This is a genomic window from Thermocrinis ruber, from assembly GCF_000512735.1.
Classification (GTDB): Bacteria; Aquificota; Aquificia; order Aquificales; family Aquificaceae; genus Thermocrinis; species Thermocrinis ruber.
This window is the reverse complement of record NZ_CP007028.1, coordinates 97,155-112,528: the sequence shown is the minus strand read 5'-3', so window position 1 is coordinate 112,528 and position 15,374 is coordinate 97,155. Positions and strand designations below refer to the sequence as shown.

Genomic DNA, 15,374 nt, shown 5'->3' with positions numbered 1-15,374 from the left:
TTTTATAGTCCTCTTTTTGGTTTTGCGGTTTCTTTGTCAAAGACCTCTTGGTCGCTCCTTTCTACTTCCCTTGCGGTGGGCGTGTGCTCGTAGATCAGATACATGCTCCGAGATACCCAAGGTGCTATTAAGCTCATTCTTACATCTCCAAAGTTCCACTCCGCTATACCATCTGCAAGATAAGGTCTTACATACCTTCTGGGATTGCCATACTTCTTCTTAAGTTGTTCGTAAACCATATAAAACTCTTCCTTTTCCATAGAAAGCGGAAAGAGGTATTCTATCTTGTATAGTTTTCCCTTGAAAAACCAAAAAGTAGCAGATACCAGATTATCTACGGGAAGTCTTCTAACAACCACTCCTTCTACATTGGGATTTACCACATCTCCCTTTATTACCTTATACCCTGAATCTACTACCCTTCCACCTTCCTTTGCTATAACGTTCATAGTCTCTTCCTTTGTGCTAATTCCCAACTTCAGACCAAAGGGCTCGGGCTTTTGCTGGGCAAAGGCAAAAAGGCTAAGGAAAACAAGCAGGGTAAAGGTCAGTAGTCTTTTCATGCCTCACCTCCTTCCTTTTTTATATACTTGCCACTGAATACAAACCACAGTATAAGCCCTACTATAGGCACAAAATACACTACTAAAAACCAAAAGACCCTATCACAGCTGTTTTTAAACTCCACATTGGCTATACGCACTATGGCATAAATCACAAGGGCTAAGTAGGCTAAGAATATAAGAGTTGCTAAGTCCATGGCTTCACCTCCTTATAGTTTTTATGAAACCAACTTTTGTTTAAAAATCTGACAAACACGCCATTTTTCCTTGATAAGCATTCTATCACTTTCCACCTTCCTGTTGATTTTGCTGTTGATTTTTCTTAGATAGTTCTACAAACCTTTGCCACTTTGCCTTATCAAACTTACATATAACTCCTCCTCTTGTATGGACAATTGTCTTATCAAGGTCGCAGAAGAGAAGGACTGCATAAAGTGGGTACTGTTCATTTCCCCAGCTTGGTGGAAAGAAGGCTAAGGTTTCTCCGTTATCACACTTGCTAAGGTCGTCATCCAAATCCTCAACCAAGCAGTAAATACGGTCTTTCTTTTCCTTGCTGGCGGTATCTGTCTTACCACAGGAAACCGCAAGGCTTAGGGCTATTGGCAAAGACATAAAAAGCAGGGTTCTTTTCATTTTACCACCTCCCTTGTGTGATTTTACATCTATTATAAAACCGCTCAACTTTGGATTTTCTGACAGGGTTTATAAAAACTTTCGTGATGTGCTAAACTTATCCTTTATGGATAGGAATTTTAAGCTTGTTGCCTTTGGTTTGCTGGCTTTTCTTTTGATCCTTTTGCTCTACATATCCTTTATGGATAAGAGAGAAGAAAGAGGGCATTTGTCCTCGGTGGTGGAAGAGGGTCTCAAAGGGAAAGCTCCAGGTGAAGAGAACAAAAAACTTCTTGAGGACGCCACAAAAAAGCTCTTTGAGTTAAACTTCTTAACCCTTGATGGTAAAGAGGTAAAGCTGTCTGATTACAAAGGTAAGGTTGTTTTGGTAAATTTTTGGGCTTCTTGGTGTCCTCCTTGCAAGGAGGAGATGCCCATCTTTGAAAAGGTCTATCAGAAATACAGCGACAAAAACTTTGTGATCCTTGCGGTGAATATGGACACATCCGAGGGTGCTATGAAAGAATTTTTGGAGAAAAACCGTTATAGTTTTCCCATAGTTAGGATAAAGGGAGAGGCAGGGCTGAACATTCCCGGGCTTCCTACCTCATACTTGGTGGATAAAGACGGTTCGGTGAAGAAGATAAGGCTCGGAGTTTACAGGGAGTTAGAAGAAGACCTCTCTAAGCTACTACAATGAAGGTTTGGTATTTTACCCATAGAGGAAAGGTAAGACAGAATAACGAGGATGCCCTGCTGGTGGGAAAAGAGGTTATAAGGAGGGAGGTTATGGAAGAACCTGCCTTTAAAGAGATGGAGGGAAGGCTCTTTGTGGTGGCGGATGGCTTGGGAGGGCATGCCAAGGGAGAGATCGCTTCTTATGAGGTTTTGAGGGTTCTTTCTGAGCTTGAGCCCTTTGATGAGAAAAGTTTGCACGATGCCCTTTGGAAGGCTAAGGAAACCCTTCTGGATTATGTTAAGAAGGAACCTTCTGCCTTTGGGCTTGGCACTGCCCTTGCGGGCGTGATCCTGGGAGATAAAGACATCATCGTCTTTAATGTGGGAGACTGCAGGGTCTATTTAAAGAAAGATGGAGATTTTGTAAAGGTATCAAGGGATCACACCCTGGTGGAGGACCTGATCATTGCGGGAAAGATAAGCGAAGAGGATGCCCGGTTTCATCCACAAAGGCACATTTTAACTTCGGCCATACTCGGAGACTACTCGGACTTTGAACTTTACACGAAGAGAATTCCTAAAAAGGAAACGGCCCTGTTAATATGCTCAGACGGCTTTTGGGAGGAGTTCAGCAAAGAGGAGATGAGATTTTTTGCAAGCCTTGAAGAGCCCGTTGATGCAATTTTTCAAGCCTTAAAGGAAAAACCCCAGAGGGACAACGTCAGCTTTATATACCTAAAGCTCTAAGCTAACTTCCACCGGCAAGTCCCGCAGGAGATTATACAGTTCCGTCTTTGGTTCTAACTTATACCTTGGGTCCGCTTGCATGAGCACGGTTTTACCGTTTAATCTGCACTCTATTAAAAGCTCCGCTCCCTTTTCAGAAAGGCATTGGCTAACCGCCCTGTGGAGGCTTTCCAACTCTTTGTCCGTCAGCTCCCTTTGAATCTTTATACGCACGTACTTTATCTTGCTTGAGAGAAACTCTTCTATGGAATAAATTTCCTTTGCGACGATCTTTAGGGTTTCTGTCTCTTGGTCTTCTACCAAGGTTCCATGTACCACCACAAGCTCATCATCCTTTAGCCTTTCTTTGTTTTCTTCGTAGATTTCAGGCCAAAGGACTACCTCACCAATGCCTGTTTTATCAATGAGATTAAAGACCGCATACAAGCTTCCCTTTGAGTTCTTCTTTACCTTCAGCTCCGATATTACGCCCGCAAAGGTATATTCGCCCTCCTCCAAGTCCTCTATATTTTCCAAAGGCACTACTTTTCCGTTAAGTAGCCTTTCGTATGGGTCCAGAGGATGCTGGGCAAGGTAAAAGCCAAGTACCTCTCTTTCATACTTGGAGTAGTCCTCTTGGACCTTTTGAGCTGTTTGAAAGAGCCCTCTTGTGGTATAGAGGCTGTCCTTTTCGGATAGCTTAGAGAGCATTTCCGCCCTTGACATTCCGGTAAAGTCAAAGGCACCTGCCTTTATTAGGGCTTCCAAGACCTTTTTATTCACCTTTACACTTTTAACAAAGTCCGCAAGGCTCTTCCACCTACCATTTCTCTTTGACACTATAAGCCTGGCGGTTTCCTCTCCCACACCCTTTATCCTTGCAAAGCCGAACCTGATCTTTTTCCTATCCTCTATGACAAAGTCTGCGTCGCTTTTGTTTATATCCGGTGGTAGTATTTGTATTCCAAAGTTCGTTCTTGCATCGTTTATTAGGTTTATAAACTTCCTGTCGGATTTTTCCATTGAGAACTTTACAGCAAAGAACTCCTCAGGATAGTACACCTTCATGTATGCGGTCCAGTAAGAAAGGTAGCCATAGGCTACGGAGTGGGATTTGTTGAAGGAGTAGCTGGCAAATTTTTCTATGTCTTCCCAAAGCTCTACGATCTTTTTCTCTGGGTAGCCCCTTTCAACTGCACCTTTTATAAATTTTTCCCTCATCTCCTGCATAACTTCCTTTTTCTTCTTTCCTATGGCTTTACGCAATGTGTCTGCTTCACCCGGAGTAAATCCTGCCAATATTTGGGACGCCTTCATTATCTGCTCCTGATAGACCCAAACACCGTAGGTTTCTTTTAAGATGGGCTCAAGTTCTGGGAATGGATACTCTATCGGCTCCCTTCCGTGCTTTCTGTTTATGTAGCTGTCCACCAGACCGCTTTTGAGTGGTCCAGGTCTGTATAGGGCTAAAACTGCCACTATATCGTCAAAGCTGTCCGGCTCAAGCCTCTTTAATAGGTTCTTCATACCGCTACTTTCCAACTGAAAGACGCCGGAGGTAAGTCCCTTCTTCAAAAGTTCATAGACCTTTGGATCATCCAAGGGAAGTTTTAAAAACTCTATCTCCTTTCCGTGCCTTTGTGCCACCATTTGACGTATCTTCTCAAGCTCTGTGAGGGTCTTGAGACCCAAGAAGTCCATCTTTACTAGCCCAACCTCTTCAAGCTTTACCATATCAAACTGGGTGGCGAGCTCTCCGTCATCGTAGTAAAGGGGTACAAGCTCCTCCAAGGGAACGGGAGATATAACCACGCCCGCTGCATGGAGGGATGTATGCCTTGTTAAGCCTTCCAAACGTAAAGCAATTTCCAAAAGCTTTTTAATCTCTGGGTTTTCTTGGGCAAGCTTTCTTAACTTCTTTGCGTTGATTTCAATATCGGTTCTGTGCTTTCCGTATTTTTCAAGGAGCTCCTCTATGGGTGTCAGTAGCATTTCCTCCAAGGATAGCCAAGTGCCTTGCACATCTCCCGGGGGTATGAGCTTCGCCAATTTGTCCGCCTCTGAGTAGGGAAGTCCCAAAGCCCGGGCGGTGTCCCTCAAGGTTTGCTTTGCCTTCATCACATTGTAGGTGATGATCTTGGCTGTGTTCTCTGCACCGTATTTTTCCCTTACATACTCCAATACCCTGTCCCTGTTTTCCATGCAAAAGTCCACGTCTATGTCTGGCATGGATACCCTTTCGGGGTTTAAAAATCTCTCAAAGAGTAGTCCGTGCTTTATGGGATCCACGTCAGTTATGCCAAGGGCAAAGGCAAGCAAAGAACCCGCCGCTGAACCCCTGCCCGGACCTACGGGAATTTTCTGTCCCTTAGCCCAGTTTATAAAGTCCTGCACAATCAGGAAATATCCCGCAAAGCCCATCTTTTCTACCACGCTGAGTTCATACTCAAGCCTGTCCCAGTATTCTTTGGAATCCTTGGCAAGCCCTTGCTCAATTCTCTGTCTAAGTCCCTTTACGGCAAGCTCCTTTAATAGCTCAGCCTCTGAGGAGTTTTCAGAAAAGCTTGGGAGAAGATAGCCTTTATTTTCAAGCACTTCAAACCTATCTTGGCACTTTTCGGCTACCTCCAAGGTGTTTAGCAAAGCCTTTTCCCATCCGTCAAACTTTCCTTTGAACCTCTCCCACATCTCCTGTGGGCTGGCAAAGTGTAGGTATTCGTTGGCGCATTTGAATTCGGTCCTTTGAAGCTCGTTCAGAGTTTTCTTCATCTGCACTGCCATAAGCACCTGATGGGCTATACGGTCCTCCGGCAGTAGGTAGTGGGCATCCCCTGTAGCTACGAGCTTAACTCCCAACTTCTTGCCTATTTCTATCAAATTCCTGTTGGCAACCTCCTGCTCCGGAAGTGAGTTTACCTGAAGCTCAAGGTACAGGTCTTCTCCGAATATATCCTTAAATTTCTTTACCCAATCCTCTGCCTTTTGGACATCTCCTATGCTGGCGTAATAAGTAGGCACACCTTTGAGGCATGCGGTTATAGCTATTAAGCCCTCCGAGTATTTTGAAAGGAGCTCGTAGTCTATTCTTGGTTTATAGTAAAAGCCCTCCTTGAAGGCAAGGGAAGAGAGCTTGTATATATTTTTTAGCCCCACGTCGTTTTTGGCAATCAGGATAAGGTGGTGATTGTATCTATCGGTAATGTTGTCCTCTGAGCCCTTACCTTTCCTGTCAAAGCGAGAACCCGTGGTAAAGTAGGCTTCCATACCCAAAAGGGGCTTTATACCATGTTCCTTCATGCTCTTGTAAAAGTCCAAGATCCCGAATAGGTTTCCGTGGTCTGTGATGGCAACTGCTGAGTAGCCAAACTCTTTAGCCTTGCTTGCCAGATCCTTTATCTTTATAGCCCCGTCAAGGAGAGAGTATTGGGTGTGCAGGTGTAAATGCACAAAGTCCGTCATGTTTATATAGCATAACCCAAAAGTGGTCCCCTCCAGTTAAAGCTCCAATACAATTATTATTACCCAATGGACTTAAGAGAATTGGAAAAAATTCAGTTAGACTGTTCAAAGAGGGTTGTCCTGGAGGATAGATTTGAGAAGCTTGAGCTGGTGGGTGGAATGGACCTGACCTTTGAAGACATAAAGAAAACACCCACCAGGGCTTGGGCAAGTTTGGTGGTGTTGGAGCTCAAAAGCCTAAGGCCCATCTATCAAAAGGTGGTGGAAGGCATGGTGGATTTTCCTTACATTCCTACCTTCTTAGCCTTTAGGGAAATGCCTTTGATGTTGGAGCTTTATAAGGAGGCAAAGGTAAAGGCAGATGTCTATTTTATAGACGGGCAGGGTATTGCTCATCCGAGGGGTTGCGGTATAGCGTCCCACTTTGGTGTGGAAACAAACACGCCTACTGTAGGGGTAGCAAAAACGATCCTGGTGGGAAAGGCACAAGAACCTCCCCCAAAGCGTGGAAGTTTTTCGCCCATCCACTACAGGGGAAGGGTGGTAGGTGCAGTACTCAGAACAAAGGACAACACTGCACCCATTTACGTGTCCCCAGGACACATGATCAGCTTGAACACTGCCCTTGAACTGGTTTTAAAGACATCTTTGTATCGCATACCGGAGCCCACCCGTCTTGCCCACAACCTTTTGCAAAAGGTGAGGAAGTCAGTATGAAAAGACATCCATGCATAAAAAGCTTTTTTGCCAACTATGTTCTCAAGCCCCTTTGCCCTGTGGTAAAGCCCGTCTTTAAAGCGGTCTTTAAGATAGAGGTCTTTGGCTTGGAGAATATTCCATCTGAGCCTTGCATAGTGGCGTCCAACCACAGAAGCCACTTGGACCCTCCCGTCCTGAACGCAGTATTTCCCGAGCCCTTGATATTTGTGGCAAAGGAGGAACTCTTTAAAATCCCCATCTTTGGCAAGCTGATCTCCCATATGGGAGCTATTCCAATAAAGAGAGGTGCGGGAGACGTGCAAGCTTTGAGCACAGTCCTTGAGCTTTTGGAGAGGGGCTGTAAGGTATGCATATTTCCGGAGGGCTCAAGGGCAGAGCCTGGACAGTTTCTCAGACCCAAGCCGGGCGTAGGCCTTTTGGCTATAAAGAGCAAAAAGAAAGTCCTGCCAGTCTATATAGATGGCACCGATAAGGTTATGCCAAGGGGCAAGAGCTTTCCAAAACTGGGAGCCAAAATAAGGGTGTTCATAGGAAAACCAAAAGATTATTCCCATGAGAAAAACTACAAGGAGGTAGCCATCAAAATAATGGAGGAAATAAAAGCTTTGAGTCATTTCAAAAACTAAGAATGGAGTTTATAATACCTTCCCTAATATGCACATATTAGTAACTGGCTGTGCTGGTTTTATAGGCTGGCGTGTGTCAAAAAGACTTTTGGAGGAGGGGCATCAGGTAGTAGGCATAGACAACCTCAACGATTACTACGATGTTAGACTGAAGGAATATCGCCTTGAAGACCTAAAGGCCCACAAAAATTTCACCTTTTATCAGGGAGACATAGAAAACCTTGAGTTTTTGGAGGGTGTTTTTAAGAAATACTCCTTTGATGCGGTGATAAACGAGGCTGCAAGGGCGGGAGTTAGGGCATCTCTGGAAAATCCCTTTGTTTATTTTACCACCAACGCCTTGGGCACTTTGAACCTTCTGGAGCTTTGCAAAAACTACGGTGTGCCAAAGTTTGTGCTTGCGTCCACCTCTTCCCTTTACGCGGGACAGCCCATGCCCTTCAAAGAGGACCTGCCGGTCAATACACCCATTTCTCCCTACGCCGCCTCAAAGAAATCTGCGGAGGTAATTGCCTACACCTATCACTACCTCTATGGCATAGATGTTTCTGTGGTTAGATACTTTACCGTCTACGGTCCTGCGGGAAGGCCGGATATGAGCGTTTTTAGGTTCATAAAGTGTATCATGGAAGAAAAACCTTTGGAAGTCTTTGGAGATGGTTCTCAGAGCAGGGATTTTACTTACATAGACGACATTGCGGAGGGGACCATATTAGCCCTAAAGCCCTTGGGCTATGAAATAATAAACCTTGGCAACAACCAACCTCACAAGTTATCGGAGGTGATAGGGCTTATAGAAAAGTTCACGGGCAAAACCGCGAGAGTAGAAAACAGGGAGTTTCATAAGGCGGACCTAAAGGCTACCTGGGCAGACATAACAAAGGCAAAGGAGCTTTTGGGCTGGCAATCAAAGGTTTCCTTAGAAGAGGGCATCAGGCGAACTGTTGATTGGTTTAAAGAAAACTGGCATTGGCTTAAGGATATAAAGCTATGAAGGTTTTAGTGACTGGAGGGGCTGGCTACATTGGTTCCCACATGGTAAAGCTTTTGGTGGAAAAAGGACATGAGGTTTTAACCTTTGATAACCTTTCCAACGGTCACGAGTGGGCAGTCATAAACCGCCAGTTAGTGGTGGGAGACCTTTTGAACTACAAGCAGATAGAAGAGGTGCTTTTGGACTTCAAACCCGATGTGGTTATGCACTTTTCCGCAAAGGTGGTGGTGCCTGAAAGCGTGGAAAAGCCCTTGCTTTATTACGAGAACAACTTTTACGGCACGTTGAACCTATTGCAGGCTATGAAGAGGGCAAAGGTAAAGTATTTGATCTTTTCCTCCACTGCGGCAGTTTATGGTATTCCCGAGAGGGTTCCCGTCAAAGAAACAGACCCTACAAACCCTATAAGTCCCTACGGCTGGAGTAAGCTATTTTCGGAGCAAGCTATAAAGGACTTTGGAAGGGCAGAAGGTATAAAGTATGGAATACTCAGATACTTCAACGTGGCGGGTGCAGACCCAGATGGGAAAATAGGACAGGTGAGCAAAAATCCCACACATCTCATCCTAAGGGCGCTGAAGACCGCAAAGGGTGAGTTGCCTTACATAGAGGTTTATGGCACAGATTATCCAACCCACGACGGGACAGGAATAAGGGACTACATCCATGTAATGGACCTTTGCCAAGCCCACTTGGATGTTCTGGATTACCTTATGAACGGTGGAGAGAGCGATGTGTTTAATGTGGGCTATGGAAGGGGCTACTCGGTGTTGGAGGTTATAGAAACTGTAAAAAAGGTGACGGGCGTAGACTTTAAGGTGGTCTATGCGGACAGAAGACCGGGAGACCTTCCTCAGGTGGTGGCTGATGCCACAAAGCTAAAAACTCTGGTGGGATGGACTCCCAAATACGACGACCTGGAGTTCATAATCAAAACCGCATGGAATTGGGAGAAGAACTATACTTATAAGGCATGTTTGTGATAAACTATGTTCTTGAGCACCTTGGAATAAAAGCTTAGGAGCATAAGATGGAACCTTTGGGAGATAAGTTTAGGGCGTTGGCGGAAGCCATAGAAAGGGAATCCGTCTTGGTGCACAGGGCTGCACTCATTGACGGATACAGAGACATATACAAGTTTTCAAACTTGGGCATAGATAAGCTTATTAAAAAAGCTACCGAATACGGTGGAAAAAAGGGTGCCAAAATCCTAAAGGAAAGGTACGGAGTGATAACCGACCGGTTGGACGAGGCTTTGGAAATTCTAACGGTGATCGCAGAATCCTCAAGGCTTATAGATGTTTTTGAGTTTGACATAGATGCCATGGAAATAAGGGTGGAGGGTTCCATCTTAGTGGAGGCGGTGGGAAGTAGTAAAAAGCCCGTCTGTGAGCCAATGGCTGGCTTTTTTTCCGGCTTTTTAAGTGAGCTTTTGGGTAAAAAAGTAGAAGTAAAAGAAACCGCATGCGCTGCGCAGGGACACGAAAAGTGTATTTTTAAAATATCTATTAAAGAATGAGTGTGCTAAAGGTTAGGACTACCAAAAGGACAAGTTTTGTGAATATAACTCATATGGTCAAAGAAGAGGTTAAAAAATCAGGGGTAAAATCCGGTCTTTGTTTGATATATGTACCTCATACTACCTGTGCGGTTTTTATAAACGAGGGGGCGGACCCGGATGTGATAAGGGATATTTCCTATGCTTTAGAAAGGCTGATCCCTTGGAGCGATCCAAACTACGCCCACGCAGAAGGAAACTCCGCTGCCCACATAAGGAGCAGTATAATAGGCAACTCAAGGGTGGTACCCATAGAGGATGGAGAGCTTACCCTTGGCACTTGGGAGTCCATATTCTTGGCAGAATTTGACGGTCCAAGGGAAAGAAAGATTATAATAAAGGTTATCCCATGCTAAAGGAAGATGTGGTAGAAAAGGTTGCCCAGTTGGCAAGGTTGAAGCTAACAGAGGAAGAGAAAGAAACCATAGGAAAACAACTTCTGAGTATATTGGAGTTTGTTAATCAGCTGAACGAGGTTAACACAGAGGGAGTGGATGCGGTGTGGTATGGACAGGAGGGAACACCTCTGAGGGAAGATATTCCCAAAAGGGAGTTTTCCCAGGAGAAAGCTTTGGCGAACGCACCCGAAAGGGAAAATGGCTTTTTTGTGGTGCCAAAAATACTTGAACTTTAATCCCAGAGTGTTAAGATTAAAACTTATGATAGAGGAACAGCAAAAGGAAATTTTGGAAAAGAGGAAAGCCTTAGAAAGTGCGTTAGCCTCCATAGAGAGGCGCTTTGGTAAAGGTAGCATAATGCCACTGAGAAGTGCGGAAAGGGTAAAGGTGGAGGCTATTCCCACAGGCTCCCTTGCCCTGGATATAGCCACTGGTGTGGGCGGAATACCCAAGGGTAAGATAATAGAAATTTTTGGACCAGAGTCTTCGGGCAAGACAACTTTAGCCTTGCATGTGATAGCGGAAGCCCAAAAGAGAGGTGGCATTGCGGTTTTCATAGACGCAGAGCATGCCCTTGATCCCAAGTATGCCCAAAAAATCGGGGTTGATTTGGATAACCTCTACATTTCTCAGCCAGATTATGGAGAACAAGCCTTAGAAATAGCAGAGAGTCTGCTCAGAAGCGGGGCGGTGGATGTGATCGTGATAGACTCCGTGGCTGCGCTGGTGCCAAAGGACGAGCTGGAGGGAGAGATCGGAGAAGCCCATGTGGGAAAGCAGGCAAGACTGATGGCTCAGGCACTCAGAAAGCTAAAGAGCTTAGCCCACAACGCCAACGCTGCGGTAATATTCATCAACCAGTTGAGGGAAAAGATCGGTGTTATGTTTGGAAACCCAGAAACCACGCCCGGTGGAAGGGCTCTGAAGTTCTTTGCGGACATGAGGTTGGACGTTAGAAGGATTGGAGACGCAAAGGAAGGGGATAGCAGAATAGGTAGCAGGGTAAGGGTAAAGGTGGTGAAGAACAAGCTGGCACCACCCTTCAGAGAGGCAGAGTTTGACATGATATACGGAGAGGGAATATGCAAGCTATGCGACCTCATTGATACCGCATCAGAGTTGGGTGTTATCAAGAAAAGCGGAGCGTGGTATAGCTACGGAGAGATAAGGCTTGGACAAGGTAGGGACCAAGCAAAGAAATTTTTGCAAGAAAACCCTGAACTTGCCCAAGAGATAGAAAAAAGGGTAAGGGAGGTGGCAAAGATTGCTGGCACTGATACTCAAGAGGGCGGTTGAGCTTGGCGCATCGGACATTCATTTAAAGGTTGGTTCTTTACCCGTACTGAGAATCAAGAAGAAAGGCTTAGTCCGTATGGAGGATGTTCATCCTATAGATGATAGGATGATGGCAAGCTTTGTGGAAGAGATCATAGGAAAAAACGTGAAAAAAATGGCCGAGTTTGAAGAGCTGGGCGAGACGGACACCTCTTACTCCCTAAGGGGCGTATCAAGGTTTCGTGTGAATATATACAAACAGAGGGGCTCCATAGGTATGGCCTTTCGGGTTATACCTTATTCAGTGCCTCCCTTTGAATCTTTAAACCTGCCCGAGGTTATGAGAAGGATAGTTTTGGAAAACACAAAAGGCCTAATATTGGTTACGGGTCCCACAGGTTCAGGGAAATCTACAAGCATAGCCTCTCTGATCAATGAAATAAACCTTAGGAAAGAAGCTACCATAATCACCATAGAGGATCCAATTGAATATCTCTTCAAAGACGAAAAGAGTTATATAGTCCAACGGGAGGTGGGAATAGACACCTCTTCCTTTGCGAAGGGGCTAAGGGCTGCACTCAGAGAGGACCCGGATATTATATTTGTAGGTGAGATAAGGGATACAGAGACCGCCATGATAGCCCTTCAGGCTGCAGAGACGGGACACTTGGTTCTTTCCACCTTGCACACTCTGGATGCAAAGGAGACAATAAACAGATTTATCGGGCTGTTCAACTTAGAGGTTAGGGAGCAAATAAGGGTTCAATTAGCGGAGACTTTGGTGGCAGTTTTTTCCCAAAGGTTGGTGCCAAGGGCGGATAGAACGGGTGTTGTTCCTGCGGTGGAGGTTTTGATAAACACCGCATCAATCAAGGAGTGCATTTTAGATCCCACGAAGACTGATGAGATCCCAATGCTACTAGAGAAAGGAAGACCTGTTTATGGCACACAGACCTTTGACCAACACCTAGAAGAGCTATACAGGAAGGGCATCATAGATTTCAACACCGCTATCGCTTACGCCAACAAGCCTACGGATATGGAGATCAAGCTAAAAGGTATTTCTGCCGGTGGAAGGGGCTACTTCTGATGAAAATAGCCATAGATGGACCCTCCGCCAGTGGCAAAAGCACCATTGCAAGACTTTTATCCCAGAGACTTGGAATTCCGTACTTAGAAACGGGGCTTCTTTACAGATTCTTTGGTTACATAGCCTATAAAAGGGGAACCATAGAACTACCACCGGATGAGCTTTTTAAAGAGGATTTCAAGGTTGTTATTGATGTGGGAAAAACCGAAGTGTATTGGAAGGGAAAAAGGCTATCTGAGGAATTAAGAGGAGAGGAGGTGGGAAGGTATGCATCCCTTTTGGGAGAAGTGCCCGCCTTTAGGGAAAGGATGATAAAGTTTTTTAGAGAGTTGGTGGGGTCTTCCCAAGTGGTAGGTGAGGGCAGGGATGTGGGCACCCACATATTCCCACAGGCGGATTACAAATTCTTCATCACCGCGTCGCCAGAGGAAAGGGCAAGGAGGAGATACTTGGAGCTAAAGGAAAGGGGTATGGATGTTTCTTATGAGGATATTCTAAAAGCCATCCAAGAGAGGGACTACAGGGATGCCAACCGCCCGCTGTATCCTTTCAAACCCGCAGAGGATGCCCTTATAATAGATACCACCAACAAAAGGGTGGAAGAGGTGCTTGAATACATACTCAGCATAATCAAGGAAAGATGAGCCTGAGAAAGCTAATCGCCACTGCAAGTGCATTAAGGGAGCTTGGCTTTGACGAGGTTTATATAACGGAAGATACAACGGAAGAAAAGCGTGAAGAGCCTATCAAGGAGGAAAAGGAAGATAAGGCTGAGCTTTTGAGGAAGCTTTACCAACAGATGGAAGAGGAAAGAAAATGTATTCTCTATGAAGGTGCCAGTGGCTATGTTTTCGGAGAGGGAGACCCAAACTCCCCGGTGGTCTTTATAGGGGAGGCGCCCGGAGAAGAAGAAGACAAGCTAAAAAGACCCTTTGTGGGAAGGGCAGGACAGTACTTAAACAGCAAATTGGAACAGGTGGGGCTAAAGAGGGAAAAGGTTTATATCACCAATGTGGTAAAATCAAGACCACCCGGAAACAGGACGCCCACAAGGGAGGAGATGATGACCTGCCTTCCTTATCTTAGAAAGGAGATAGAAATAATAAAACCCAAGCTTTTGGTTTGTCTGGGCTCAACCGCCATGAAGGGCATTCTTGGGAAGGAGTATCCTATCACTAAATACAGGGGACAGGTCTTCCCATACCCTTACAACCCAAGCATAAAGGTTTTCTTGACTTATCATCCCGCTTATGTGCTAAGAAATCCCTCCGCCGACAAAGAATTCACAGAGGACTTAAAAAAGGTAGTTCAGCTCATTTCTCAAGCCTGATCTTTAAAAAGCCATCCTCCAGCTTGGCACCCACCGGCTCATAATCCCTTAACTTTCTTGGAAGCATTATGTGGCTTTTGAAGTTTTTCCACCGCACCACAATTTCTCCGTCGCTCTTTATAACAGAAAGACCCTCTTTGCTCAAAAAGGGACTTCTTAGCTTTACGATGTATCCGTCGCCTTCCTCTATGAATTCATAGGGTTTTTCTTTGAAGAAGACCGTGGAAGGGTCCCTGTCTCCGTATATGAGGTCCGCAAGGATGCTGAGCCTTTCCTCGCCAACCACCTCATCCTCCATCAGGGGCACTTTAAAGATGGGTATGGGGTAAAACAGGGCTTCCATCTCTTCTAAGTATTTCTTTTGGGTTATGACCCACTTGGACATGCTTTCGCACTCGCTTAAAACGGGTGGCAACACCTTATTGACTACAACCGCATCCACATTCACACCAAAGAGGTTGAAGTATAGCATAGCCCTTTGGCTCTCTTTTAGAACCATCTTTTCTGGATTAGCCACAAGCCTAACGGAGGTTATCTCTGGGTCTATGAGTATCTCATCCACACCTTTTAGCTTTTCGTAGAAGTTTTCAAGGGCTTTGAAGTACTCATCATCGGGCAGTGGCACATCGGTGAGCCTTTGGGCAACAGGCCTTGCTATCTTCATTACGGTTCTTTCCACCTTGAAGATCTTTTTCATATACCACTTTAGAACAGTGGGCATAGAAACAAAACGCAGAGACTCACCAGTGGGCGGAAGGTCCAAAATAAGCACATCAAACTCCTTTTCCCTGTAGTATTTATTCACATACAGAAGACTGGTAACCTCCTCCATACCGGGTAAGATGGCAAGCTCCTCCGATACGATCTCACTCAGCCCAGTGGTATTAAAGAGCAGTTCCAAAAACCTATACACATCGCCCCAATACCTGTCTATCTCCTCCTGCACATCTATCTCTTGGATGTAAAGATTGTCGTTGATCTTTATGGGTAGTCCCTTTGCTTTGATCTTTTCTTCCTCCGGGATGTCAAAGGAGTCTCCAAGGCTGTGGGCTGGGTCCAAAGAGACCACGATGGTTTTGTAGCCAAGCTTTGAGAGCCTGTAGCCAGTAGCAGCAGAAACCGTAGTCTTTCCAACACCACCCTTTCCGGAAAACAGAATAATTCTCATAGGGTAAAAATATAATCGCTTCAGTTTTTCCTTTTGATGGCAGATTTTGACCGAAGAGGTGTTATAATTATTCCCTAAGTGAAAGAGAGTTTGAGGGTCCAACTTGGACCCTTGTCAACTTGGCAACTGAATATGGGAGTGGTGTTTTTATTTTGAAGATCTCAATTTTGATAG

General features: G+C 45.2%; 18 protein-coding genes. 13 read left to right on the top strand and 5 right to left on the bottom strand.

The genetic code is table 11. The features are described from left to right. Positions 1-2: 2 nt before the first annotated feature. From THERU_RS00625 to THERU_RS00615, 3 genes are all read right to left on the bottom strand, one after another. Positions 3-563, bottom strand: a complete 561-nt coding sequence (locus THERU_RS00625; RefSeq protein ID WP_025305348.1) for a hypothetical protein — start codon at positions 561-563, stop codon at positions 3-5. After that, positions 560-760, bottom strand: coding sequence for a PLDc N-terminal domain-containing protein (locus tag THERU_RS00620; RefSeq protein WP_025305347.1), 201 nt, complete (start codon positions 758-760; stop codon positions 560-562). The genes THERU_RS00625 and THERU_RS00620 overlap by 4 nt, the downstream gene beginning before the upstream one ends. A gap of 85 nt (positions 761-845) precedes the next feature. Further along, positions 846-1,199, bottom strand: a complete 354-nt coding sequence (locus THERU_RS00615) for a hypothetical protein (RefSeq protein ID WP_025305346.1) — start codon at positions 1,197-1,199, stop codon at positions 846-848. 106 nt (positions 1,200-1,305) lie between these two features. Here THERU_RS00615 and THERU_RS00610 point away from each other — a divergent pair, with 106 nt between their 5' ends. Then, a complete protein-coding gene (locus THERU_RS00610; RefSeq protein WP_038532317.1) occupies positions 1,306-1,878 on the top strand; it encodes a TlpA disulfide reductase family protein in 573 nt (190 codons plus the stop codon). After that, positions 1,875-2,603, top strand: a complete 729-nt coding sequence (locus tag THERU_RS00605; protein ID WP_025305344.1) for a PP2C family protein-serine/threonine phosphatase — start codon at positions 1,875-1,877, stop codon at positions 2,601-2,603. The genes THERU_RS00610 and THERU_RS00605 overlap by 4 nt, the downstream gene beginning before the upstream one ends. Here the strand turns inward: THERU_RS00605 and dnaE are convergent. Then, the gene (dnaE, locus tag THERU_RS00600) at positions 2,592-6,041 is read right to left on the bottom strand and encodes a DNA polymerase III subunit alpha (RefSeq protein WP_025305343.1); all 3,450 of its coding nucleotides are present in this window, start codon (positions 6,039-6,041) and stop codon (positions 2,592-2,594) included. The two genes, THERU_RS00605 and dnaE, sit on opposite strands and share 12 nt — an antisense overlap. Before the next feature lie 66 nt (positions 6,042-6,107). On the opposite strand from dnaE, the gene THERU_RS00595 reads away from it, so the two are divergent. The 11 genes from THERU_RS00595 to THERU_RS00545 are packed head-to-tail and all read left to right on the top strand — an operon-like array spanning position 6,108 to position 14,032. Continuing rightward, positions 6,108-6,758 (top strand): endonuclease V, encoded by a 651-nt coding sequence (locus tag THERU_RS00595; RefSeq protein ID WP_025305342.1) that lies wholly within the window; start codon positions 6,108-6,110, stop codon positions 6,756-6,758. Further along, complete coding sequence (locus tag THERU_RS00590) at positions 6,755-7,387, top strand: lysophospholipid acyltransferase family protein (protein ID WP_025305341.1); 633 nt, start codon at positions 6,755-6,757, stop codon at positions 7,385-7,387. Before THERU_RS00595 ends, THERU_RS00590 begins: the two co-directional genes overlap by 4 nt. Positions 7,388-7,415: 28 nt before the next feature. Further along, on the top strand, positions 7,416-8,381 hold the full coding sequence (locus tag THERU_RS00585; protein WP_025305340.1) for a GDP-mannose 4,6-dehydratase: 966 nt from the start codon (positions 7,416-7,418) through the stop codon (positions 8,379-8,381). Then, positions 8,378-9,364: a UDP-glucose 4-epimerase GalE gene (gene galE, locus THERU_RS00580; RefSeq protein ID WP_025305339.1), complete on the top strand. Its 987-nt coding sequence runs from the start codon at positions 8,378-8,380 to the stop codon at positions 9,362-9,364. The genes THERU_RS00585 and galE overlap by 4 nt, the downstream gene beginning before the upstream one ends. Before the next feature lie 47 nt (positions 9,365-9,411). Next, positions 9,412-9,900 (top strand): V4R domain-containing protein, encoded by a 489-nt coding sequence (locus THERU_RS00575; RefSeq protein WP_025305338.1) that lies wholly within the window; start codon positions 9,412-9,414, stop codon positions 9,898-9,900. Next, positions 9,897-10,295: a secondary thiamine-phosphate synthase enzyme YjbQ gene (locus tag THERU_RS00570; RefSeq protein ID WP_025305337.1), complete on the top strand. Its 399-nt coding sequence runs from the start codon at positions 9,897-9,899 to the stop codon at positions 10,293-10,295. The genes THERU_RS00575 and THERU_RS00570 overlap by 4 nt, the downstream gene beginning before the upstream one ends. Beyond that, the gene (gatC, locus tag THERU_RS00565) at positions 10,289-10,573 is read left to right on the top strand and encodes an Asp-tRNA(Asn)/Glu-tRNA(Gln) amidotransferase subunit GatC (RefSeq protein ID WP_025305336.1); all 285 of its coding nucleotides are present in this window, start codon (positions 10,289-10,291) and stop codon (positions 10,571-10,573) included. Before THERU_RS00570 ends, gatC begins: the two co-directional genes overlap by 7 nt. A gap of 25 nt (positions 10,574-10,598) precedes the next feature. Then, entirely contained in the window at positions 10,599-11,633 is a 1,035-nt protein-coding gene (gene recA / locus THERU_RS00560) for a recombinase RecA (protein WP_038531930.1), read from the top strand. Next, positions 11,602-12,702: a type IV pilus twitching motility protein PilT gene (locus THERU_RS00555; RefSeq protein ID WP_025305334.1), complete on the top strand. Its 1,101-nt coding sequence runs from the start codon at positions 11,602-11,604 to the stop codon at positions 12,700-12,702. The genes recA and THERU_RS00555 overlap by 32 nt, the downstream gene beginning before the upstream one ends. Next, entirely contained in the window at positions 12,702-13,346 is a 645-nt protein-coding gene (gene cmk, locus THERU_RS00550; RefSeq protein ID WP_038531928.1) for a (d)CMP kinase, read from the top strand. The genes THERU_RS00555 and cmk overlap by 1 nt, the downstream gene beginning before the upstream one ends. Beyond that, positions 13,343-14,032, top strand: a complete 690-nt coding sequence (locus tag THERU_RS00545) for a uracil-DNA glycosylase (protein WP_038531926.1) — start codon at positions 13,343-13,345, stop codon at positions 14,030-14,032. Before cmk ends, THERU_RS00545 begins: the two co-directional genes overlap by 4 nt. Here THERU_RS00545 and THERU_RS00540 read toward each other — a convergent pair. Continuing rightward, positions 14,016-15,200: a TRC40/GET3/ArsA family transport-energizing ATPase gene (locus tag THERU_RS00540; protein ID WP_025305332.1), complete on the bottom strand. Its 1,185-nt coding sequence runs from the start codon at positions 15,198-15,200 to the stop codon at positions 14,016-14,018. The genes THERU_RS00545 and THERU_RS00540 overlap by 17 nt on opposite strands. Positions 15,201-15,374: the final 174 nt, after the last annotated feature.

Excerpts from the sequence above, each read along its gene's own strand:
- THERU_RS00625 (WP_025305348.1), bottom strand. The coding sequence starts at position 563 with ATGAAAAGACTACTGACCTTTACCCTGCTTGTTTTCCTTAGCCTTTTT.
- THERU_RS00620 (WP_025305347.1), bottom strand. The coding sequence starts at position 760 with ATGGACTTAGCAACTCTTATATTCTTAGCCTACTTAGCCCTTGTGATT.
- THERU_RS00615 (WP_025305346.1), bottom strand. The coding sequence starts at position 1,199 with ATGAAAAGAACCCTGCTTTTTATGTCTTTGCCAATAGCCCTAAGCCTT.
- THERU_RS00610 (WP_038532317.1), top strand. The coding sequence starts at position 1,306 with ATGGATAGGAATTTTAAGCTTGTTGCCTTTGGTTTGCTGGCTTTTCTT.
- THERU_RS00605 (WP_025305344.1), top strand. The coding sequence starts at position 1,875 with ATGAAGGTTTGGTATTTTACCCATAGAGGAAAGGTAAGACAGAATAAC.
- dnaE (WP_025305343.1), bottom strand. The coding sequence starts at position 6,041 with ATGACGGACTTTGTGCATTTACACCTGCACACCCAATACTCTCTCCTT.
- THERU_RS00595 (WP_025305342.1), top strand. The coding sequence starts at position 6,108 with ATGGACTTAAGAGAATTGGAAAAAATTCAGTTAGACTGTTCAAAGAGG.
- THERU_RS00590 (WP_025305341.1), top strand. The coding sequence starts at position 6,755 with ATGAAAAGACATCCATGCATAAAAAGCTTTTTTGCCAACTATGTTCTC.
- THERU_RS00585 (WP_025305340.1), top strand. The coding sequence starts at position 7,416 with ATGCACATATTAGTAACTGGCTGTGCTGGTTTTATAGGCTGGCGTGTG.
- galE (WP_025305339.1), top strand. The coding sequence starts at position 8,378 with ATGAAGGTTTTAGTGACTGGAGGGGCTGGCTACATTGGTTCCCACATG.
- THERU_RS00575 (WP_025305338.1), top strand. The coding sequence starts at position 9,412 with ATGGAACCTTTGGGAGATAAGTTTAGGGCGTTGGCGGAAGCCATAGAA.
- THERU_RS00570 (WP_025305337.1), top strand. The coding sequence starts at position 9,897 with ATGAGTGTGCTAAAGGTTAGGACTACCAAAAGGACAAGTTTTGTGAAT.
- gatC (WP_025305336.1), top strand. The coding sequence starts at position 10,289 with ATGCTAAAGGAAGATGTGGTAGAAAAGGTTGCCCAGTTGGCAAGGTTG.
- recA (WP_038531930.1), top strand. The coding sequence starts at position 10,599 with ATGATAGAGGAACAGCAAAAGGAAATTTTGGAAAAGAGGAAAGCCTTA.
- cmk (WP_038531928.1), top strand. The coding sequence starts at position 12,702 with ATGAAAATAGCCATAGATGGACCCTCCGCCAGTGGCAAAAGCACCATT.
- THERU_RS00545 (WP_038531926.1), top strand. The coding sequence starts at position 13,343 with ATGAGCCTGAGAAAGCTAATCGCCACTGCAAGTGCATTAAGGGAGCTT.
- THERU_RS00540 (WP_025305332.1), bottom strand. The coding sequence starts at position 15,200 with ATGAGAATTATTCTGTTTTCCGGAAAGGGTGGTGTTGGAAAGACTACG.